At 69.6% G+C, this 25,056-nt stretch carries 3 protein-coding genes; all 3 read right to left on the bottom strand.

The window, feature by feature from the left end; translation table 11 throughout:
* Positions 1–12,941: SDR family NAD(P)-dependent oxidoreductase (locus tag RUU78_RS25265; protein WP_313920642.1), on the bottom strand; the 12,941-nt coding region annotated here is incomplete at its 3' end.
* Positions 12,938–18,223 (bottom strand): SDR family NAD(P)-dependent oxidoreductase, encoded by a 5,286-nt coding sequence (locus RUU78_RS25260; RefSeq protein WP_313920641.1) that lies wholly within the window; start codon positions 18,221–18,223, stop codon positions 12,938–12,940. The genes RUU78_RS25265 and RUU78_RS25260, both read right to left, overlap by 4 nt.
* On the bottom strand, positions 18,224–25,015 hold the full coding sequence (locus tag RUU78_RS25255; RefSeq protein WP_343232324.1) for an SDR family NAD(P)-dependent oxidoreductase: 6,792 nt from the start codon (positions 25,013–25,015) through the stop codon (positions 18,224–18,226).
* Positions 25,016–25,056 lie beyond the last annotated feature (41 nt).

Genomic DNA, 25,056 nt, shown 5'->3' with positions numbered 1-25,056 from the left:
GGCAGGCTGACGCGCCGCGGCGCGAGCGCCGCGTGGAGCGCCGACCCGGCATACAGACGCTGCCAGTCGAACGGCAGGCCTTTCGACCAGAGCTCCGCGAGTTTCGCGTACTCGCCCTGCCGCACCCAGGTGTCGACGGTAAGTGCGAGCGCCTGCTCGCCGACGAGGCTGCTGAACAGGTCGCGATGCTTGCCGGCCTCGTTCTCGTAGCCTCCGTGCCGCTCGCCCTGCAGGTAGCGGCTCAAGCCGTCGCGGAGTTCGTGAACCGACATCACAACGAACGCGAGGCGGTGCTCCATCGCGTCCCGGCCGATCTGCAGCGTGTAGGCGATGTCGTGCAGCGGCAGGTCTTCCCGCTGCTCCAGCGCCTGCAGCAGCCGCCGCACGGAAACCTCCAGCCGCTCGCGCGTCCGGGCCGACACGACGACGAGTGCCGGAGCCGCGGTTGGCGTCGCGCTGTCTGCCGGCGCACGGTACTCCTCCAGCACCACGTGAGCGTTCGCGCCGCCGATGCCGAAGCTGCTGACGCCGGCCCGCCGCGGCGCCGTGGCGCCGGCCGCGTCGCGCGGCGCCGCCCACTCGCCCGTCTCGCGGGCCAGACGAAACGGACCATCGTGAAGTTCGAGGTAGCGGTTCGGCGAGGCGAGATGCGGGTTACCGGGAATCCTGCCGTGCTGCATCATCAGCAGCACCTTGACCACCCCCGCGACACCGGCGGCGGCTTCGAGGTGCCCGATGTTGGACTTCACCGAACCGAGCACGCAGTGCGGCTGCGCCGGCGCTTCCACGTCCTGACGCTGGTACAGCTCGCGGAACGCGGCCTTGAGCGCATTGAATTCGATCGGATCGCCGAGCACGGTGCCGGTGCCGTGCGCTTCGATGTAGCCGACGGTGCAGATGTCGATGTCGGCGGCCTGATACGCGTCGACGAGCAACTGCTGCTGCGCCAGCGGATTGGGCGCGGTGGGAGACGCGGCCCTGCCACCGTGATTCTCCGCGCTGCCGCACACGAGACCGTAGATGTGGTCGCGGTCGGCCTGCGCCTGGCGCAGGGGTTTGAGCATCAGCACGGCAACGCCTTCGCCGCGGCCGTAGCCGTCCGCGTCCTGGTCGAAGGTCTTGCAACGTCCGTCGCTGCTGAGGATGCCGGCGTCGTGCGCGCGTACGCTGTTGACGGGATTCGCGATCACGTTGACGCCGCCGACCAGTGCCACCGCGCATTCGCCGGACGCGAGCGCGCCGACGGCGCGATGCAGGGCGACGAGTGAGCTGGAGCACGCGGTGTCCACGGATTCGCTGGGACCGCGCAGATCCAGCAGATACGACAGCCGGTTCGCGATCATGAAATGGAAGGCGGAATCGCCGCCGAACTGCACCGAGGCGCCGGCGAGCTGGCACAGGTCCTTGTAGTCGGACGTGGACACGCCCACGAACACGCCGGTGCGACTGCCGGCAAGGCTGCCAGGCCGGTAGCCGGCGTCCTCGACGCAGGCCCAGGCCATTTCGATGAACAGGCGCTGCTGCGGATCCATCGCCACGGCCTCGAGCGGCGAGATACCGAAGAACAGCGGATCGAAGCAGTCGACATCGGCCATGAAACCGCCGAGCCGGACCGACGCGGGCAACGCGGCTGCGCTGGTGCCGAGACTGTGCATCCACGCCCAGCGATCGGCTGGCACTTCGCCGATCAGGTCGTCGTTGGCGACCAGATGCGTCCAGAACGCATCGACATCGGCCGAACCGGGGAATCGCCCGCTCATGCCCACGACGGCGACCGGTTCGCGTGCACGCGACAGGTCGCCCGGCGACGGTGTCGGTGTCGGTGTCGACCTCGGCCGCACAACCGGAGCGGCCCTGCCGGAGCGCACCGGCACGGCCGCAGCGCGCGTTGCCGCCGGCGCCGCGTCAGGCGCGTCGGCGTTCCAGCGCGTGCGCAGCTCGCCGCCGTACCGCGCGAGGAGATGGCGCGCCAGTGCGGCCAGCGTCGGACATTCGAAGAACACCGTCGGCATCAGGCGCAACCCGTAAGCGCGGTTGAGCTGGTTGGCGAATTCCGTGAGATAGATGGAATCGAATCCGTAGTGCGAGAGTTCGGTGTCGGCATCGATCGCGTCGGTGCGCAACTTGAGCACAGCGGCCGCGGCAGCGGCGAGCTCGCGAACGAGCCGCTGCGTCAGCACCGCATCGGCGGGTCCGGCGGTGTCGTTGCTCACTGCCGCCACGGCGACGGGGGCGGCGACACCGGGCGTCGGCGCGTGACCGAGCACGGCTACCCGGATCGCACCGGTCTGCCCCTGCGCGACGAGCATGCGCGCATGCCGCCCGTGCAGCGCACTCGCGAACGCGCGCAGCGCGTGGGCCGACTCGAGCGGAGCCAGGCCGGTCAGGCTTCGCATGAGTTGTTCGGTCTGCGTATCGACCTGCATGCCGCCGTCCTTCCACAACGGCCAGTTGATCGAACAGCTGTGCCCACTGCGCGTGCCGCGCTCGACGAGGGTATTGCGATGGATCGCGAATGCGTCGAGGAACGCGTTCGCACCGGCGTAGTCGGCCTGCCCCGGATTGCCGAGCACGGCCGAGAACGAGGAAAACAGCGCAAAGAATGCGAGCGGCAGGTCGCGCGTGGCTTCGTCCAGGTTCAGCGTGCCGTCGACCTTCGGCGCGAACACAGCCTGCACGTCGGCCGGCGTCTTGTGCGCGAGATACGCGTCGCGCAGCGTGGCCGCGCAATGCACGATGCCGCGCAGCCGCCCGTTCACCGCGTCGCTCGCCAGGATCGCTTCGACGTCGCTCCGGCGGCTGACATCGCCACGCAGGTACGTCACGTCGAGGCCGTCCTCCCGCGCCGAACGCAGCCATTGTTCAGCGTCGTCGTCGGCCGGCGAACGGCCACTCAGCACTACCCGCACACCATCGACGCGACAGAACCAGCGCGCGAGGATGCGGCCGATGCCGCCGAGACCACCCGTGATCCAGACGACGTCTCCGGCCAGCAGCAGGCCGGACGGGTCGTCCGGCGTCGTGGCGGTCGCGGCGAGTTCCTGCCAGCGCACCACCTGCCTCACGCCGTCGCGGTAGCGCACCACGGCCTCGCTCGCGGGATGGGTGAGTTCGGCGCGCAGGCGCTCGAGCGGCGGCACCGGATCATCCGGCGCGCAGGCGAGCAGCGTGCCGACAAGCCTGGGGTTCTCGACACGCGCGGTGCGCAGCAGCCCGACGAGCGCCGCGTACGCCGGATAGCGGTCATCGTCCGGCACCAGCACGGTCACGCGGGTCGTCGCGTGCGCCGTCTGCAGGCAGTCCTGCAGCAGCGCCATCACGGCAGTGACGTGACGTGTGACAGCGGCGGCCGACGTTTCGGCATCGAGCACTTCGATCCGTGCCGTCGGCCACTCCGCGCGAAGACTCTGGCGCAGCGCCTCGTCATCCGCGGCGAGCACGAATACCAGGGCGTCGGCGGGCGTTTCGTCGGCCGGCTCCGACCGCATGTGGTCCTGCCAGAACGGAATCGCGCGGAGCGCTTCATCACGCGGCGGCAGATCGATGGGCAACGCGGTCAGTCCCTCGAACGCCACGAGGCATTCGCCCGCGTCGGTGACGAGATCGATGTCGTAGGTGCGCGTCGGTGCACCGTCCGCAGAACACTGCCGCACGTACGCATACAGGCTCGACGGCAGCACCGGTGCGTGAATCCGCAGCGCCTCGAGCGCGAATGGCAGCCGCAACTGGGCCGGGCGTCCGTCCTGGATGAAGGAATACGCAATGGCGGCGAGCACCGTACCGTGCAGCATGGCCGGGTGCAGCTCATCCGCCTCGTCGGGTGTGTCGCGCAGGACCAGGCGCGCGAGCGCCTCGCGATCGCCGAACGCGAGGTTTTCGATCGGGAACATGCGCGGGCCGTGAACCACGCCCAGCAGCTCATGGCAGCGATGGCCTTCGATGCCGTCGGCGCAGCGGCGGCGGATGGCGTCCAGATCATGGCGCGGAGCCGGCGGCTGTCGGCCAGCCTCCTCGAACATCAGCATGCCCTGGGCGCAGACCGCGTCGCTCTCCGACGCGATCGTGAAGCCGCCCGTCGGATCCAGCCGCGTGACCAGCACCGATGTTTCCGGAGTGACCTTCATCGGTGCACGCCAGACCACGTTCGCGAGGCCGCTGACGCGGCGCCCCAGCACGTGCTCGCCGGCTTCCCGCGCAATGCGCAGGTAGACGACGCCAGGAACGACGTGGTCGTGGTCTTCGAGGAAGTACTCGTCGCCGCGGAATACCGTACGCACCGCCGGCAGCGGGGCCGCCGCGGTCTCCGACGCATTCCTGGGCGACAGCAGCGAGAGTCCACGCACGGCAACGCAGACGCGACCCGTGTCGTCGCAGACATCGACGGCGATCGTCGGCGCGGCGTGTCGCGCGCCCTCGACGGCCGGCAGGCGCAGATAGGCCCATGCCACGGACGGCGTCGGAGCCAGGACCTGCACCGACTCGACCGCGAACGGCAGGATGCCGAGCAGCCCGTTGTCCTGCTGCGAGGTGAGCAGTGACAGTCCCGCCGCCGCCTGCAGCGCGCTGTCGAGCACGCCGGGATAGAGCGTGTAACGTGCGGCGTCCGAGGCGTCGGCCGGCAACTGCAGCTGAGCCAGCACGAACGGCGCATCGGCGTCGTCGCACAAATGCACGGCGACGAGTCCGCGCAGCGCCGGGCCGTACTCCAGGGCCGGGCCGTTCAGCAGGCGGTAGCAGGCATCCGCGCTGAGCGTGCGGCTGCAGCGTGCGCGCAATTGCGCCAGGTCGACCCGTTCACGGGAATCGCCGATGTACAGCAGTCGCCCCTGTGCGAGGGTCGCTTCCTCGCCGTCCTGCCCGGCGGCGCTGACTTCGAAAGCCACTTCACTGTCCGCCGTCCCGGTCAGCCGCGTGTGGACGTCGACGCGCGCGGTGACCGCCAGCGGCCGGATCCAGACGACATCGCGTAGCTCGGTCGGCCTGACCGCCGCGTCATCCTCCGACGAGGCGCGCAGCGCTGCGTGCGCCATCTCCAGGTAACACACACCGGCCAACGTCGGCACGCCGCCGACCCGGTGATCACGCAACAGCGGCTCGCTCCCGTCGAACGTCGACGTGAACCGCTGTGCGGCCAGGGTCGAGGTATTGCGCTGCAGTAACGGATGAATCACGGCGGCCGGTACGGCAGCGGCGGCCGGGCCGGCAGCACGCCGATCGTTCGTTGCCTCGATCCAGTGGGATTCTCGCGCGAACGGGTACGTGGGCAGGGCCAGGCGGCGCGGCGGCGCGGCGCCGAACAGTGTCGCCCACGGCAGCGCATAGCCCTGGCAGTACAGGTCCGCCAGCGCGTGCAGCGCATCGCGCGTGGCGGCGTCGTCCGCCACGCCCGATGCCAGCCGCTCGAGCAGCGCCTCGCCGGTCTGTTGCAGCGCACGCTGGCCCGCGAACTCGCGCGGCGCCACGCCACGGAACACGTTCGGCCCGCGTTCGCCGGCCCGCGCCTGCGACAGCACCTGCAGCGCCTGCTCGCGATCTCCGGCCACCACGGCACAGCGGTGCGTGAAATGCTGCCGGCCGCACAGCAGTGTGTAGCTCGTCGCGGTCAGCGCGGCCGCATCCCACTCGCTGTCGCGCAGCACGCTGATAAGCGCGTCCATCTTCTGCTGCAGTGCTGCGGCACTCGTTGCCGAGAGCATCAGCGGCACGGAGCGCAACGGCGCAACCGGCGGCGCGTCCGTGACGTATTCCTGTACCAGCATGTGCGCATTCGTCCCGCTCATGCCGAACGCACTGACGCCGGCCATGCGGCGGCGATGCGGCGTGCGCGACCACGGGCGCAGCGTGCGATTGACTTCGATCGCACCGGCCTGCCAGTCGATGTAGTCGCTGAGTTCCTCGCAATGGACGCTGGGCGGGATCGCCTCCTGCGAGAGCGCCAGCACCGCGCTGACCAGACTCACCAGTCCGGACGCGGCGAACGCGTGGCCGAGATTGCTCTTGGTCGATGTGATGGCGCACGGCGCTGCATCCTTTGCGCGCGCGCCGAATACCTCACGCAGCGCGTCGACCTCGACCGGGTCGCCCAGACGCGTGCCGGTGCCGTGCGCCACCACGTAGTCGATGTCGTCGGGCGTCACGTTCGCGCGGGCGTACACGTCGCGGATCAGCGCCGCCTGCAACGCGCCGTTGGGAGCGGTGATGCCGTTGGTCTTGCCGTCGTAGTTGATGCCGCTGCCCAGGATCACCGCGCGGATCGGATCGCCGTCCGCCTCCGCCTGGGAGAGCCGCTTGAGCACCAGCGCCACGACCGCCTCGCCCGGCACCATGCCGTTCGCGCGCCGGTCGAACGCGTAACAGCGTCCGTCCTCCGACAGCATCCCCGCCTGACTCATGCCGGCGAATGCCTCGGCCGTCAGCGACAGACTCGCGCTGGCGGCAATCGCCGTGTCGCACTCGCCAGCGCGCAGGCTCAGGCACGCCTGATGCGCCGCGACCAGCCCCGACGAACACGAGGTGTTGATCGCCATCGCCGGTCCGTGCAAATCGAGGAAATAGCACAGGCGCGAGGCCAGGATCCCGTCGTGCGTACCGGTCAGCGTGCCCTGCGGGCCGACCATCAGCTGATACTCGCCCTGCTCCACGCCGACGAACATGCCGACGGTGTGCCGCGCCAGCTGCGGTGTGCCGTAGCCGGCGTCCTCCAGTGCATTCCACGCTTCCTGCAGCAACAGGCGCTGGCGCGGATCCATCACCTGCGCTTCCCGCGGCGAGATCTCGAAGAACGCCGGTTCGAATTCGTCCACACCCGGCATGGCGCCGAGCCATTTGCTCTTGAGCATGCCGGCGGCGTAGGCCGCGCGCCAGTCGAAGCGCTCCAGCGCCACTTCCTCGACGGCCGAGCGGCCTTCGGCCAGGATGCGCCACAGGGCATCGACGCTGCGCGCCTGCGGAAAACGCCCGCTCATGCCGATGATCGCGATCGGTTCGGCGCCCGGCATCGTGCCGGCGACGGCAGCCGCGGTGCGGCGGCCGGCGCGGCGCGAACGCAGCGGCGTGGCGGTCGCCTGCGGCACCACCCGTGCCGGCGCGGGTTCGGTCTCGCGATAACGCGCTTCGACGCGGGCGCGATGCTGTTCCAGCAGGTGAGCCGCGACGCGTTCCAGCGTCGCGTGACTGAAGAACACGGCAGGGGTGAGCTCGATGCCGTAGTGAGCCGAGATCTGCTTCGCCCATTGCGCCAGCATGAGCGAGTCGAAACCGAAGTCGGCCAGGTTCGCCTGCGCCTGTAGCTGGTCGCGGGGCAGCTTGAGCAGCTCGCCGATCTGCGTCCTCAGATCCCACTGCACGCAGTCTTCGAGCGACAGGCCACGCAGTTCTGCGCGACGACGTGCCGGGACCGCGGCACCGACTGCCGCGGCCAGCGGCGGCTTGGGTGCGCCGGTCTCGCGCGGTCCGTGCAGGCCGAGCGCGCGTTCGATCCGCGTGCGCTGCCCGACCATCACGAGGCAGTGGCCGGCGACCTGCGCGAGCGCCCGCTCCAGTACATCGATCCCGGCCTGCGCGGTCAGCGCTACCTGGCCGCTTGCCTGCAGGTAGAGCGTGGTATTGGCGGCTGCGTCGCCTACCTGGATACCGCTGTCGGCCCAGACCGGCCAGGCAATCGCCATGCGGCGGCCCGGACCGGAGCAGTGTTCCGCGTAGGCCATCTCGAAACGATTGCCGAGCGCGTAGTCGGCGCTGCCGAAATCGCCTAGCACTGCCGCGGCCGAACTGAAATAGCACACGAAGGCCAGCGGCTGATCCTGCAACACCGCATCGAGCACCTGCGTGCCGCGGACCTTCGGTGCCAGGACGCGCGCGAAGGCGTCGGCCGACTTGTCCAGCAGCGATTCGGCGTCCAGCAGGCCAGCCGCATGGATCACGCCCTCGATCGCGCCGAAGCGTTCCACGGCCTGCGCCACGCCCGTGCGCATCGCGGCCTCGTCGGTGACGTCGGCCATGACGTAGAGCACTTCGCCGCCCGATTGCGTCCATGTCTGCAGTTCGGCCCGGCTTTGCTCGTCGAGCTCGCGCCGCCCGCTCAGCACGACCTTTGCCGAATAGCGTTCGAGCAAGTGCCGCGCCATCAGGCCACCGAGCCCGCCGGCGCCGCCGGTGATCCAGTAGACGCCGCCGGCCCGCAGGCCGCTCTCACCGTCGGCCAGCGGGTAGTCCTCGACGCGCAGCGCATGGCAGCCATCGTCGTCGTAACGCAGGTCGCCCAGCGATCCGGCACACAGTGCCTGCCAGGCGTGCCGTGCCCATTGCCGCGTACCGTCCGCGTCGTGCAGCGCGCCGTGCTGTAGCAGCACGGCCGTCGCCATCTGCGGCGCCAGTACGCGCGCCGAACGCGTGATACCGATCCACGACTCCGCGTGGCAGCGCGACAGCGCATCGCCGTAGGCCGCACACACCAGCAGCCGCCCGCAGGTCAGGCCCGAAGTGAACAGACCTTGCAGCAACGGCAACAGGCTGCGCCAGTCGTCTTCGCCAGCCGGCGCGTCGATGTCTCCGGCGTAGACGAACGCATCGATCTCGCCGTAGTGCCTCGCGATATCGTTCAACGCCTGCCGGCAGCCGGCCGTGTGGTTGCGCACGACGGCATGCTGGTCCGGTGCCGGTGACTCGCTGGCATCGGCGAACCACAGGCGGATCAGTTCGACGTCGGCATCGAGCTCACGCCACTCCTGCGCGATCTGCTGCGCGATCATCGCGTTCGCCGCGACGTACAGCACGCGCTTCGGACGCGTCACGCCCGGCATCGGCGTATGCGCTGCCCACCGCTCCCGCATGGTCATCTGGGTCACGGGTTCGCGCGGACGTACCGGCGCCACCGGTTCAGCGGCAGCGACCGGTACCGGGCCGTCGGCCGGCGCCGGCGACATCGTCAGGTCGTGCAGCACGACGCAGACGCGCTGCTGCGCATCGCACAGCTGTACGTGGCAGCGGTACGTTCCGTCGTCACCCGGTGCGAGCGTCTGCACTCGCGCCTCGCCGCTCCCGCGCAGCGCGGCCAGCACATCGACGCGCGCTACACCCTGCAACTGCCAGGCGCCGTCGCTCGCACCGGCAAGCCGCAATGCCGCCTGCGCCGCCTGCTGCAACAGTGCCGGACGCAGCCCGTAGCGCTCGTCGGCCGGCGTGTCCGGCAGCAGCAGCGGCATGCGCAGGGCCGTATCGTCCATCGGCGTCGCCACGACCGCCGCACGCTCGCCGCGGCCCAGGCCGTGCACCGTGCGCTCGCCGTCTTCGCACTCGCTATAGATCTCGTAATCGATCGCGCCGTCCACCCGCTCGTACAGCCCGATGTGCACGCGTGCCGGCGCATCGCCGACGACCACCGGCGCACCCCACTGCACGTCGTGCAGCACCAGCGCCGCATCCTCGTCCAGCCGCCAACCTGCACCGTGAGCGAGCGCCACGTACGCCATCTCCAGTTGCGCGACGCTCGTCAGCATGCCGTGTTCAACCGCCTCCTGTCCGGCGCCGATCAGGCTGCTGAAGCGCAGTTCCTGCACGTCACTGGTGTTTTCCTGCACCAGCGGATGCAGCGCGCGGGCACCGGCGGGTTCCACCGACGCAGCCGCACCGCCGTCGTGCCAGAAGGCCGTCGTCGCGAACGGATAGGTCGGCAGCGGCAGCCGCCCATGCGGCTGCGATTCGAACAGCGCCGCGTAGTCGAGCTTGTAGCCCTGCACATAGAGATCCGCGACGGTCGCCAGACGCTCCAGGTATTCATCGGCCGGCAGCGACGGCACGCAATCGTGCATGCACTGCTGACCGTAGCGCTTGAGCCCCGCCTGGCCACCCTCCTCGAGCGAAACGGTGCGCCCGGCGTAGACCTGCGCTGCCTTGCCGTGCGCCAGCCACTTCTGCAACCGCTGCGCCAGATCGGCGGCCGAACGCGCGACGCACGCGAGCCGGTGCTCGAAGTGCTTGCGACCGACGAGCAGGGTGTAGCTGATATTGCCGACATCGAGATCGGCGTGATGCTCGCAGTGCGCGGCGAGCTGCTGCGCCTGCTGTCGTAGCTGCTCGGCGCTGCGCGCCGACAGCACCATCAGATGGGCTGGACGCGGCTGTGTACGGCGCACCACGGCCGGTGCCTCCTCGATCACCACATGCGCATTCGTGCCGCTCATGCCGAACGCGCTCAGCGCGGCGCGGCGCGGGCGCGGCGCGCCGTCGGCGTCGACGCCGCGGGGCCACTCACGCAGCGTGGTGTTGACGAAAAACGGGCTGTTGTCGAGGTCGATGTGCGGGTTCGGGGTATGGAAATGCAGCGACGGCGGCATCTGCCGGTGCCTGAGCGACAGCAGCACCTTGAACAGTCCCGCCATGCCGGAGGCGGCGAGCGCGTGGCCGAGATTGGTCTTGATGGTGCCGATCGCACAGTAGCGCTTGCGCGCGGTCCTGCGGCGGAACGCGCGCGTCAGCGCATTGATCTCGATCGGGTCGCCGAGCGGGGTACCCGTGCCGTGTGCCTCGACGAGATCGATTTCGTCGGGATCGACGCCGAAGGTGTCGTAGACCTGCGATTCCAGGCGTTCCTGAGAGCGCGCGCTCGGTGCCGTGATGCCGTTCGTCGCGCCGTCCTGGTTGATGCCCGATCCGCGGATCACGCCATGCATGGCGTCGCCGTCGCGCAGGGTGTCCTCGAGACGCCGCAGCACCACCGCACCGACGCCTTCGCCCGGCACGAAGCCGTCGGCCTGCGCATCGAACGTGTGGCACCGGCCGGTGCCGGAAAGCATGCCGGCAGCCGCCGGACCGCCGTACACCGCCGGCGCGCAGCCTATCGAGACGCCCCCGGCAATGACGAGGTCGAGCTCCCCATTCCAGAGTGCCTGGCAGCCCAGGTGCATGGCGACCAGTGCGCTGGAGCACGCGGTGTCGACGGCGATCGCCGCCCCCTGCAGATCGAGGTAGTAGGCGATGCGCGCCGGCACGATCGACGTGGCATTGCCCCACATCGCCTGCGCGGGTACGTCGGTGCCGAACAGTTGGCTGTAGTCGCCGGGCTCGCAGCCCACATAGACGCCGCAGCGCTGGTCCTGGATGCAGGCTCCCGCATAGCCGGCGTCCTCGAGCGCCTTCCACGCCTCCTCGAGGAACAGCCGCTGCTTGGGATCCATGTAGCGTGCTTCGACACCCGAGATGCTGAAGAACATCGCGTCGAACTGATCGATGCCGTCGATGAAGCTGCCGTACGGATAGCGGCCGTCGCCGGCCTGCGCCGCTCCCCAGCGCGTCGACTCGCCGACGAGGTCATCGCCGTTCGCGAGGTGCTGCCAGAGCGCTTCCAGGTCGCGCGAGCGCGCGAACCGGCCGGACATGCCGACGATAGCGATCGGGCCGTTGCGCGTGGCGACGGTGACGTGGGGCGCGGAATCGGCGGAGGTGCGCCGCGGCGTGACTTCCGGCGCACCGGCGTTGGGCGCCGGCTCGTCGTCCATCGCCGGCTCGTCGGCCAGCGCCGTGCCCGGATACCGCGCGACGATGTGGCTCGTCAGCTGCGAGATCGAGCTGTAGTCGAAGATGACCGTGGTCTCGAGGTCCAGCGACAAGGACGCATTCAGTGCCTTGACGAACTCGATGCCGACGATCGAATCGAGGCCGTAGTCGGCAAATGCGGCGTCGATGTCGACATCGCCCGCGTCGAGCTTCAGCACGCTGCACAGTCGTTCGAGCAATGCCTCACTGACGCGGGCGCGGCGTGCCAGGTCGCCGCTGCCGCGCACGACGGCCCGCGGCGCTTCGGCACTCGCTCGCACCACGGCTACCGGCTTGCGCGCGCTCCTGACCGGCTGCTGCACGACGCCGTCGCTGCGCGCCACGACGACCTGCTGGCCGAACGCATGGCCCGCCTGCGCCGGAAAGAACACGTCCTCGAAGCCTTCCGCGTTCAGCACCGCGCGCCAGGTGTCGGGCGTCAGGGCAGGCGTTCCGGCGACACGCAGCACGTCGTCCTCGAACAGCCACCAGCCGTCGGTCAATCCGAACGTCAGGTGCGCGAGCAGGCTGCTGCCGGTCACGTGCATCTCGTTCAACAGCAGCAGACCGTTGCGCTGCAGCGCCGCCTTCGCGTTGCGCAGCGTGTTGCGGATGTCGCGCGTCGCGTGCAGGACGTTGGTCGCCACGACCAGGTCGTAGGCTCCGATGTCGAACCCCTGCTCCTGCGGCGTCTTCTCGGCGTTGAACAGCTTCCAGGTCAGATACGGCACGGTCGGCGCGTAACGCTGCTGCGCATGCGCCAGAAACGCCTTGGAGATGTCGGTGTAGCAGTACTCGGCGATGTCGGCCTCGTACGGCTTGAGGCGCGCGAACAGCGCGGCGCTCGTGCCGCCGGTACCGGCGCCGATCTCGAGGATGCGGACGCGCGCGGCGTCGGCGGCCGTTGTCGCGGCGCAGCGCTGTTCGAGATACGCCGCCGCGACTTCGGCGAGGACGGCATTGAAATAGTCGGCCCCCGTCGTGCCCTGGTAGACGCCTTCCACGCGTCCGACCGATGCGTCGGCGAACAGCACTTCGGTCGCCAGCCGCTTGCCGGTCAGGATGTCCGGCAGCGCGCGCACCATCGCGTCGACAAGCCTGGCCTGTGCCGCGAACGCGGGGTCCTCGAACCACTGCGCCGTCGCCGCTTCCCATGTGCTCCATCCCGCGTCGGCGGACGCCCGCGGACCGAGGACGAGGCCCGCGCCGTCGCGGCGCAGGTAGTCGCCGCGCTCGAGTATGCGCAGGCTCTCGTCGAACCACCTGGCGAAGCGCTGGTCGATGCGCGCCTGCTCGCCCTGGGCCGTGAAGGTCGCGTCGCGGAACAGTCCGAGCGAGCGCAGTTGCAGGAACATCAGCCCGCGCAGCGAATCTTCCATGTGTTCCAGTGGCCAATCCGCTGCCGTCATGTGGCGCTCCCGTTTCCGACCGCATTTTCGTAGTGCGCCACCGCCGCGCGAACGCGGTCCTGAAGCTGGATCATGTCCGGCACCGCGGTGCGTCCTGGGTAGATCGCGACGGCGCTCTTCGGGCTCATGCCTTCGATCAGCACGGGCTTGGTCGTCTTCACGATGCCCATCTGGTCGAGCGGCTCGTCGAGCAGGCAGTCGAGCGCACGCATCGCCTCATCCGCCGTGATCAGCCCGATGCCCATCTGCGCCATCTCCGCGAAGCCTTCGAGTTCGAGGTTCTCGGGCCGGTCCCAGAATCCCCAGTTCATGATCTTCACCGCCGGCGCATCCGGCGCCGACCAGCGCTGCCGCAGCGCCAGCGCGAAGGCGTCGGCGAACGCGCAGCCAGCCGCGTAGGCGCTTTGCAGCGGATTCCTCACAAACGAGATCACCGACGAGAAAAACAGCACGAGCTGCAGCGGCTCGCGGCTGAACGTTTCCACGACCCGCACGCTCGCGTCGACCTTGGCGCGCAGGCCGGCGCGGAAGTGTGCCTCGTCCATGTCCGCGAGCGCGCGCGGATCCAGATGGATCAGCGACAGCACCACGCCGTCGATGCGCCCGTGGCGGCGCTTGATCTGCCGATACGCGTCGTCGAGCGAACTGGCGTCGGCGGCGTCCGCCACGATGTACTCGGGCGCGACGCCGAACGCGGCGAGGCGATCGATATTTGCCTGGATGCGCTCGTCCATGGGCCGCCGTCCGAGCCACACGACCTGCGCCTGCTGCTCGCGGATGACGTGTTCGGACCACGCGGTACCGACGTGTCCGGCGCCGCCGACGACCACATACACCAGTCCGGCGCGGCGCACCGCGGCCGGCGACCGGTTCGCCCTGACCGCGAGCAGTTGCTGCCGGTGCCAGCGGCCTTCCCGGTAGGCCCAGGGACGCGCACGCGCATCCGCGGGCACCGACGGCCAGCGACTGACGTACCAGTCGGCGTCGCTTTCCAGATCGACGAGTCGTATCGACCAGCGCGGAAATTCCTTCGCCATCGAACCGGCGAGCCCGTGCACACCGGCATGCGACGGATCGACGACGGCGCCCTTGTGCGCCTGCACTGCCTGGAAGGTCACCACGGTCCAGGCGAGTTCGCGCTCGCCGTAGCCACACGCGAGCAGCGCCTTGATCAGCCGGAACACGTGGAGCACGCCTTCGTGCTGCACGTCGATGAGCTGTGCGTCCGCGTCCACCGGCGACTGCGGCGCGATCCACACCACGTGATCGAAGCTGCCAGCCTGCGCGAGACTGGCCGTCAACGCGGCGATGTCGTCGCCGCCGCCGATGTCGGACAGCACCGCCTTCGGGTAGTGCGTGCGCAGGCAGGCGCGCGCAAGCGTGCCGCCGCCGACGACCAGTGGGCGATCGCTGAGCACGGCGAACGCGTCCTGCGGTGCTTGCACCAGCTGCGAGGCGTCCACCGCATCCCAGCGCGGGATCACATGCTGCACGCCGACCGCGATCGTTCCCGCGGCGCTGGCGGCGTCGTTCGCCGGTGCGGCCTCGCGGCGCTCGTCTTCGGCGTCGACCCAGTAGCGCTGGCGCGCGAACGGATACGCCGGCAACCGCAGCCGCTGTGGCGCGCGACCCGGGTAGACCAGCGCGCCGTCGAGCCGGTAGCCCTGGCTGTAGCGATCGGCGAGCGCCGCGAGCGTCGCGCGATAGGCGGCAGCGTCGGACTCCTGTTGCGCCAGCGCGCGCAGACTGTCCTGGGTCTGCTGCGTCTGTGCCGGGCGCTCGTCGAAATCGGCGGGCACCCTGCCGCGCGACAGCGCGGGCGAAGCCTCGTCCGCCTGCGCCGCCACGAGCAGCGCAAGCGCCTGCGCTCGGTTCTCGACGACGACAGCGCAGCGGTACTGCAGGTGGCGCCGGTGCGCGAGCAGCGTGTGGCTCAGTGCGGCGAGTCCGCCGAGGTCGCCGTCGGGCATCGCGCGCAGCAGCGGCAGCACGTCGGCGATGCGCTGCCGCAGCGCCGTTTCGGTCGCCGCCGACAGCACGAGCAGGAAGGCCGGCGCGGTGGCCGTGAACGGCGCGGGGACGGCATCGTCGTCGCGCACGACCATGTGCGCATTGGTGCCACTCATGCCGAACGCGCTGACCGCGCCGAGGCGGCGCCGTCTCGCCTGGCGCGGCCAGGGGCGGTTCGTGCGGTTGACCTCGAACGCGCTGCGCGACCAGTCGATGTAGTCGCTGAGCCGGTCGCAGTGCAGGCTCGCCGGTATCGTCTCGTGCTGCAGCGCGAGCACGAGGCTCACGAGACTCACGAGGCCCGACGCGGCGAATGCGTGTCCGAGGTTGCTCTTGGTCGAGGTCAGCGCGCAGCGCGCCGGCCGGCCAACCTGCGCGCCGAACGCACGGTCGAGTGCAGCGACCTCGACGGGATCGCCGAGGCGCGTCGCCGTGCCGTGCGCGACGACGTAGTCGATGTCGGCCGCCGCGATGCGCGCACGCGCGTAGGTTTCGGCGATCAGCGCTGCTTGCGCCGCGCCGTTCGGCGCGGTGATGCCGTTGGTCTTGCCGTCGTAGTTGATGCCGCTCGCGACGATGACGGCATGGATCGGGTCGCCGGCCGCGCGCGCCTTCGACAAGCGCTTCAACACGACGGCGACGACGGCTTCACCGGGCACCATGCCGTTGGCGCGCTCGTCGAACGCGTAGCAGCGGCCCTCGTCCGACAGCATGCCGGCGTGGCTCATGCCGATATACGGGTGCGGCGTCAGCACGAGATTCACGGCGGCCGCGACCGCGGCATCACAATCGTTCGCACGCAGGCCGACGCAGGCCTGGTGCGCGGCGACGAGCCCCGACGAACACGAGGTATTGATCGCCATCGCCGGACCGTGCAGGTCGAGCACGTAGGACAGCCGCGACGCGAGGATAGCGTCGTGATTGCCGGTCATCGAGCCGTTTGCACCGACGAGCATCTGATACTCGCCCTGCTCGACGCCGACATAGAGACCGATCTTCTCGCGTTCGGATTGCAGCTCGCCGTAGCCCGCATCTTCGAGCGCGCTCCAGGCTTCCTGCAGCAGCAGTCGCTGGCGCGGATCCATGGTCTGCGCTTCGCGCGGCGAAATCTCGAAGAACAGCGGGTCGAACTCGTCGATGCCCGGCATCGCGCCGAGCCACTTGCTCGTCATGCGCGGCGCACCGTCAGGCGCGTCGTAGTAGCCGCGCCAGTCGAAGCGCTGCAGCGGGATTTCGGTCACGACGTCGCGGCCGTCGGCGAGGATGCACCACAATTCCTCGACGCTGCGCGCCTGCGGGAAGCGACCGCTCATGCCGACGATCGCGATCGGTTCATCGGCTTGGGTGGTGCGCGGCGGCGCTGCCGGCTCCGGCTCGTCCGCCTCGGCCGCACCACCGTTCGCTTCGGCCGCACCGCCGTTCGTGTCGGCCTCCCGGTAAAACGCGCGCAGCTGCGGCTCGTGCTGCTGCATCAGATAGTCGACGACCTGGCGCAGGGTCGGGTGACTGAAAAACACCGCCGGAGTCAACTCGATGCCGTAGTGCTGCGCGATGCGTTTGGACCAGCGCGCGAGCGTGATCGAATCGAAACCGTACTCGGTCAGGTTCTGCCGCGGCCGGATCTTGTCGTGCGAGAGCTTGAGCATCTCGCTGATCTGGTCGCTCAGGTCCGCGGCGATGCGCTGATCGAGATCGAGCCCGGGTGTCGCGGCGCGCAGCCGCGAGGATACGGGCACGGCGCGCGGCGTTTCGCGCGGCGCGCGATCGGCCACGCCCATGCTTGCGCTCAGGCGCTCGGTCAGGCGCTGCGCGTCGCCGCACATCACGAGGCGGAAGCCACTCTCGCCTTCGACGAGCCGGTCGAACAGTGGCACACCGAACCGCGGGTCGAGCGCTTCCTGGCCGCTGCTCTTCAGATACAGGCGCGTGCGTTCGGGATCGCTGCCGCTGCCCATGCCGTCGCCGTCCCACAGCGGCCAGCCGATCGACAGCAGCAGGCGTCGCGAACGGGCGCCGAACGCCTGCGCGTAGGCCATCTGGAAACGATTGGCGACGGCATAGCCGACGCTGCCGAAATCGCCGAGTACGGCCGCGTTCGAGCTGAAGCAGCAGAGGAAATCGAGTTCAGGGTCTTCGCGCAGTGCATCGTCGAGCACCTGTGTTCCTTGCACCTTGGGCCGCAGCACCTGGCGTAGCCGCTCGATGCCGTTGTCGAAGAACATGCCGTGCCCTTCGACCCCCGCCGCATGGATGGCGCCGTGCACAGCGCCGAAGCGCGACCGAGCCTCGTTCACGCAGCGCTGCATCGCCTCGGCATCCGCCACGTCGACGGCGGCGTAGACGACCTGCGCGCCGTCGCAACGCAGCCGTTCGATCTGCGCGGCGCGCCCGGCGTCGGGCATCCCGCGGCCGGTCAGGATCAGGTTCGCGGCATGGTCACGCCACAGGTGCCGCGCGAAGGTCAGTCCCAACGCGCCGGCGCCGCCGGTGATCAGATAGGTTCCGCCTTTGCGCAGGCGCGGCACGCCGGACGGCGCAGCGGTCCTGCGCAGGTGCAGGACATGGCGTTCCTGTTCGAGGTAGCTCGCGGTGCGCAGGGTTTCCGCGCAGAGCTCGCGCACGATCAGCGCGACGTGGGCGCGCCAGGCCGCGTCGTCGCGGTCGACGACTGGCGTCGACAGCACGGCGACCGCCGTTTCCGGCGACAGCACGCGCAGCGTACGTTCGATGCCGATCCAGGATTCGACGTGGCAGCGGCTCAGCGCATCGGTGTGGACGCCGCACAGCAGCAGGCGGTCACAGGCGAGTCGTGCGTCGTGCATGCCCTGCAACAGTGCCAGGATGCCTTCCACGGCATCCGCCGTCGCCGGTTGCGTCGGGTCGGGCAGATACACCAGCGCATCGATGTGCCCGTCCTGCCCGCGGATCTGTCCGAGCGCCGCCGCAAAATGGTCGCGCGTTGCGAGGTTGGTGACAAAGGCGATGTCGAATCGGGGCGCCGCAGCCGTGAATGCCGCCTCCAGCGCGCTGCGCGAGTCCGCGTCGACGATGCAGGCAATGCGCCTGAGGGGGACGGTCGCGCTGTCGCCGAGCGCCTCCCGGATCCACTCCTCGCTGAACACCAGCGGCTCACCCGGCGGCAGCGGTTCGGCCGAGGGCGCAGGCCGCGCATTCGATCGCGCCGCGTGTCGTCCGAGCAGATCGAGCGCGACCTCGCGCGAGATCTTTCCGCTCTTCAGCTCGCCCAGTACGTGCTCGATGAAGTCGGACACTCAGGTCACCTTGCCGTTGAAGTAATGGCCGTTCGCGCCGGCGTGATCGGGCGCGCCGTCGTAGCCGCCGCGCCCGGCATCCGCCTCGTCGCTCAGCCGCCGCAGCTGCGCCGCAGCGCTGCCGACGTCGAGGGTACCCTGCATTACGGCATCGACGATGCCGCTCAGCGGCGCGTCGGCCGGCCCCGGCACGACGGCCTCGTCGGTCGGCGCTGCGTGAGCCGGCGCCGACGGCGACGGCGAGAACCAGTAGCGCTCGCGCGCGAACGGATAGGTCGGCAGCGAGATGCGGCGACATTGGTTCGCGGAAAACAGGCCGGCATAGTCGAGCGCGTGACCCTGCACATAGAGCTCGGCGATCGCCGACAGGCGCTGCAGGTACGCGGCGGGATCCTGTTCGGCGCGGCTTTCGGCGATGGACCGGTTGCCGTATTCCCGAATGGCGACGTCGTTGCCGACACCCCCTTCGAACTCGCCGGTGACGACGCCTTCGGCTTCGCCGCGCTTGGCCCAGCGTTCGAGCGTGAAGCACAACTCGCTGGTATCACCAACGACGCAAGCCAGCCGGTGACCGAAGTGCTTGCGGCCGACCAGCAGCGTGTAGCTCGTGTCGGCGCAGTCGACCGCATGGCGCTCGCAGTGAGCCGCGAGCCGCAGGGCCTGCTCACGCAGTTGCGGCGCGGTCTTCGCCGACAACACGATCAGATAGCCCGGCCGCGACACCCGCTCGCACGCCGGCAGCGGTGCTTCCTCGATGACGCAATGCGCGTTCGTGCCGCTGAAGCCGAACGAGCTCACCGCCGCGCAGCGCGGAACGTTCGCCGGCACGTTCCAGTCGCGCAGACGGTCGTTGACGTAGAACGGCGTGCCGCGCAGGTCGATGTGCTCGTTGAGACGCTCGAAATGCAGCGTCGGGGGCAACTTGCGGTGGCGCATCGCGAGCAGCACCTTGACGACGCTCGCGACCGCGGCCGCCGTCAGCGCGTGACCGATATTGCTCTTCACCGAACCCAGCGCGCAGGAGTTCTGCGCCGGCGCGGCATCGCTGCGCACGGCATCGAAAGCCGCGACCAGCGCCTCGACCTCGATCGGGTCACCGAGCTTGGTGCCGGTACCGTGCGCCTCGACCAGCGTGATCGTGCGCGGGTCGATGCCGAAGCGCTCGTACACGTCACGTTCGAGCGCAATCTGCGACTTCACGCTCGGCGCCGTGATGCCGTTGGTCTTGCCGTCCTGGTTCACGCCCCAGCCACGGATCACGCCGTGGATCCGGTCGCGGTCGCGCAGCGCGTCGCCAAGCCGCTTGAGCAGCACCACGCCCACACCCTCGGCCGGTACGAAGCCGTCGGCGCGCTGGTCGAACGCGAAGCAGCGGCCGGCCTTCGACAGCATGCCGGCGTTGGACGTGGTGACGTGGATGGCCGGCCCGCACAGCACGCAGACCCCGCCGGCCAGCGCCATATCGCTCTGGCCCAGCACCAGGTTGTCGCAGGCGCTCGCGATCGCGACGAGCGACGACGAGCACGCGGTGTCGATCGCGAGGCACGGACCCTTGAGGTCGAGGAAGTACGAGATGCGTCCTGCGAGTATCGATGAGCTGCCGCCGATCAGTCCCTGCGCGGACGCCGCATCCGGGCCGGCGCCGTAGTCGCCCGCGCCACAGCCGGCGAACACCGCGCAGCGCGTGCCGGCAAGCCGGCTCGCGTCGATGGCGGCATCCTCGATGCATTCCCAGCAGGCCTGCAGGAACAGGCGCTGCTGCGGATCCATGACGTACGCCTCCGACGGCGCGATGCCGAAGAACTGCGGATCGAACTGTGCGACGTCCGCAACGGCACCCATGGCCCGGCAATAGGTCGTGCCGAGGGTCTCGCCGCTGGCGTCGTAGACGTCGTCGACCGACCAGCGGTCCCGCGGCACGTCGTCGATGCAGTCCCTGCCCGCGGCGATGTTGCGCCAGAACGCGTCGGCATCGTTGGCGTGCGGATAGCGCGCTGACAGGCCGATGATGGCGATGCCTTCGCGCAGTCCCGCGCTGGCGCGGCCTTGCCCGGCATCGGCGGCGGGCGTCGGCGCGACAGGTTGCGCCGCCGGCGGCGAGGATGTCGCGGTGTCCTGCGTCGGTACATCCACCGCCGGCGGGGATGCGGCCGGCCCGCTCGCGGCAGCACGCGTCGGTACCGGCGGCGTCGATTCAGCCACTGCCGGTGACGGCGCAGGCCGCTTGTCCAGCTCCCCGGCGACATAGGCGGTCAGATCGCGAATCGTCGGATAGTCGTAGAGGCGCGTGGCGGGCAGCGCGAGGCCGTAGGTGCGATTGATGACGTGGGTCCATTCCACGCCGATGATCGAGTCGAGGCCGAGCTCGACGAACACGTCGTCGGCGCTGATGTTCTTGCGATCGATGAACAGCGCCTTCGCGAGCGATTCGGTCAGCGAGTCCGCGATGGACTCGATCGACACAACCGCGGCTGCGACTGTCGTGACTGCCGCGACCGGGCGCACTTCAACGGTTTCGGCACGCGTCGGCACTGGTTGCATGGCCGTCGCGGCGACCGGCTCGGGCCTGCGCGCTGGCTCGGGTTCCGGCTTCGGCACCGCGACACGCGGCGTTGTGGTGTTCGACAAGGCGCTCAGGGATACGGACGGTTTTCCGGCGTTGCGCTGTACCCCGGCGAACCGTTCTTCCGCCGCGGGCCGCTGCGTCTCGACCGCGCCGCTCGGCGACATGGCGATCACATCGGCGATCGTCGTCTTCGAGAGATTGCCGAACCAGTACAGCTCACGCGCAAACGGATAGGTCGGCAGCGCGATGATGCGAGGGGTGCCGTGGGGGTACAGGCGTGCCCAGTCGAACGCCAGCCCCTTGACCCATAGGCCCAGGACCTTGGCGTACTTGCCGCGTTCGAGCCACTTGGCGATCGCCTCGTGCAGTTCGTCGTCTTCGCTGAATACGGACAGCGCTTCCTTGTTGCGCTTGACTTCGCCGCGGTGCAGATCGTCGATCACCTCCTCACCGGCGAGGTAGCGCTCCAGCTTCTGGGTCAGTTCCTGCATCGTGCTCGCGGTGAAGGCCAGACGCTGCTCCATCGACTCGCGCCCGACCTGCAGCGTGTAGGCCAGGTTGGCCAGGTCCGCATCGCCGAGCGAGCGCCGGGCGATCGCGTCGAGCAGTTGCTGCGCATGGGCTTGCAGCCGCTCTTCGCTGCGTCCGGACAGCACCACCACGGCCGGACGCGTGAGCACGAACGGTGCCTCAGCCGGTGCGACGTATTCCTCGACGATGATGTGCGCGTTCGCGCCGCCCGCGCCGAACGACGAGATCCCGGCGATGCGCGGACACTCGACCGTCACCCCGGCTATCGTCACCTGCGGCCGGCGCCAGTCGGCCAGCGTGCGCTGCACCACGAACGGCGTCGTGCTGAAATCGATGTTCGGATTCAGCGTTTCCGCATGCAGGCTCGGCACCAGTTGCCGGTGCTTCATCTGCAGCAGCACCTTGGTCAGCCCGGCGATGCCGGCCGCGCTCTCGGCATGGCCGATGTTCGACTTGACCGAGCCGATCGCGCAGAACTGCGTGTCGGCGGTGTGCCGCGCGAACGCTTGCGTGAGCCCGGTGATCTCGATCGGATCGCCCAGCGACGTGCCGGTGCCGTGTGCCTCGATATAGCTCACGGTGCGCGCGTCGATACCGGCCTTGGCCAGCGTCGCGGCAATCAGATCGCGCTGCGCGACCGGGTTGGGCACCGTATAGCCGTTGGTCTTACCGTCGTGGTTGATGCCCGTCGCGCGGATCACGCCATGGATCGGATCACGATCCGCCAGCGCCCGCGCCAAGGGTTTGAGCAGCACCGCGCCGACACCCTCGCCCGGTACGAAACCGTCGCCGCCGGTGCCGAAACTGTGGCAACGCCCGCTCGCCGACAGCATGCGGCTGCCGCACAACATGGCGTAGTTGGCCGGATGCAGGTACAGGTTCACGCCGCCGGCGAACGCCAGCTCGCACTCGTCGCGCAACAGGTGTTCGCAGGCTTCGTGGATCGCCGTCAGCGACGCCGAGCACATGGTGTCGATCGGCATGCTCGGCCCTTGCAGGTTCAATGCGTATGACACGCGATTGGCCAGCGAGCCGAACGAGGTCGATGGCGCCGCCGTCTCGCCGCGACGCCACAATTCCGGGCCGTACAGGTCGAAGCCGGTCTTGGTGATGCCGGCGAATACGCCGACGCGGCGCCGGTGCGCCGTCGCGAAGCGCTCGCGCGTGTAGCCGGCGTCTTCCATCGCCGCCCAGCACGTTTCCAGGAACAGGCGTTCCTGCGGGTCGACGTTCATCGCCTCGCGCGGCGAGATATTGAAGAACAGTGCGTCGAACTCGGCGAAGCCGTCGATGAAGCCGCCCCACTTGCCGTAGCTGCGGCCGCTCGCGATCGCGCGCTCCATGTCGGGCTCGAAGAAGCCCTCGATCGGCCAGCGCTCGGCGGGGATCTCGCCGATGCTGTCGCGGCCGTCGCGCAGGTTGTCCCAGTACGCATCGACATCGCGCGCCTGCGGATAGCGGCCGGCCAGGCCGATGACCGCGATCGCGCGCGAGGACGGCACGACAGCGTCGGCCGGCACGGTCGGCGCCGCCAGGCGTGGAGCAGGTGCCACGAGCGGCGCTGACGGCACGACGAGCGACGCAGCGGCAGCCTGTGCTGGTGAATCCTGCATGCCGCACCAGCGCGCGCACGCGGCAGCGTGCTCGCGTATGAGGTATTCGCCAAGTTCGGCCAGGGTCGGGTATTCGTAGAACAGCGTCTTGGACAGCTCGCCGAAAATGCCCGTGAGCCGCGTGTTGAGCTGCGTGATCAGGATCGAGTCGATGCCGTAGCTCTCCAGCGGCTCGGTCACGTCGATCTGCGCCGCGGCGAGCTTCGTCACCGCGCCGAACAGGCGCTGCAACTGCTGCAGCGTGCGCGGCCTCAACGCCGACGCCTCGCCCTGCCACACCGCATCCGCGGGTACCACATCGGTAACCGGTGCGGGCGCCGTGCCGTACAGCACCTGCACCCGCGCCGCGCCGCTGGCGCAGGCCTCGTACAGCGCCTGCAGACCCTGCGCCGTCGGCATCGCGCCCGCACCGAGCGCGCGCAACCCGTCGCGCCGCTCGATGCCGACCTGCATGCCGCCGTCGGCCCACAACGGCCAGCCGATCGACACGGTGCGGCCCTGGCATTCGCCGCGCGCCACTGCCTGTGCGCGCTCGTGCGCATACGCATCCAGGAACGCATTGGCGAGCGCGTAGTCGCCCTGTCCCACGTTGCCGTACGCGCCCGTCGTCGACGAGAACAGCACGAACGCATCGAGCGCCAGATGACGCGTGGCGCGATCGAGGTTCACCACCCCATTGACCTTCGGCGCCATGACCTCGCGGTACTGCGCTTCGGACTTGCGCAGCAGGAAACCGTCCCGGATCACTCCGGCCGAATGCACGATACCGTCGAGACGACCGTAGCGCGCGAGGATCGCCGCGACGAGTTGCTCGACCGCAGCGGCGTCGCTCACGTCCGCACACTGGTAGTCGACCGTGAGGCCTGCCGACTGCGGCAGATCGCGCGGCGCGGAACGGCCCACCAGCACCACCGTCGCCGTGCCCACATCGCGGCCGATCGCCTCGGCCACGAGGCGTCCGAGCCCGCCGCCGCCGCCGGTGATCAGATACACACCGTCGCGCTTCCACGGATGGCCGGCCGCGCCCGACACGCGCAACGGACGATACCGGCGCTCGTGCCGGGCCGTTCCCGTGCAGCGCAGCTCGGCCGCGTCGCTGGTCGCGCAGTGCACCAGCTGCGAAGCCAGGAGCCGCGCGTCCGCCACCGCCTCCACACCGATGACCTGGCCGCGCAGCAGTGGCTGCTCCAGGCGCGCCGTCTTGAGCAGACCGGCCAGCGCGTACAACGTCTCTTCGCCGGCCGGTATCACGACCTGCACCAGCAGCGGCGTGCGCGGTTTGCCGTGCAGCCAGGACTGCACACGCTGCAGCAACTGCAAGCCGAAGTCCCCGATCCGCTCGGCCTTGTCGCCGCCCGGGTCGGATAGCGTTTCCACACGCGCCGACGGCCATGCATCGGCCGACACCGCATCCGGCCAGCCGGCGAACAGTACCCAGTGTTCTCCCGCCACCGGAGCAGCCGAAACCGACGGCGCCGGTTCCCACTGTGGCGTCAGCAGCATCGTCTGCGGCGCTTCGTCCGCGTTCGAGGCGGGCGCCGCCGATGCCGCAACGGGCTGCGTCGAGACCCAGTGCCGCTCAGGGGCGAACGGATAGGTCGGCAACGACACGCGCGGCGGGATCGATGCGGCCCGCATCGACTTCCAGTCGACGATCAGGCCCTTCACCCACAGGTCGAGCAGCTTGTCGTGCTTGCCCTTGGCGATCCAAGCTTCGATCGCGCGCTGCAGGTCCTCGTCGGCCGTGAACGCGCCGAGCGCTTCGCGATTGCGCTTGACCTCGCCGCGATAGCCCTCGTCGATATGGCGCTCGCCCGCGACGAACGCGCCGAGCTTGCGGATCAGATCCGCCATGCCGTCGAAGCGGCAGGCAAAACGATGCTCCATCGCCTCGCGTGCCACTTGCAGCGTGTACGTCAGAGCCTCGACATCGGGCGACCGCTGCAACCGCAGCCACGCCAGCATCCGCTGCGCGTGCTCGCGCAACTGATCGGCGGTGCGCGCCGACAGCACGAACAGCGTGGACGCCGCCGACGGCGGCACCGATCGGACCACTCGACCGGCCGCATATTCCTCGATCACCAGGTGCGCATTGGTGCCGCTGTAGCCGAACGAGCTCACCG

Origin of the sequence: Tahibacter sp. (assembly GCF_032229445.1) — a bacterium.
In the GTDB taxonomy this organism is placed as follows: domain Bacteria; phylum Pseudomonadota; class Gammaproteobacteria; order Xanthomonadales; family Rhodanobacteraceae; genus Tahibacter.
Note: the sequence above shows the minus strand (reverse complement) of the source record. Positions and strands in the feature narration are given on the sequence as shown.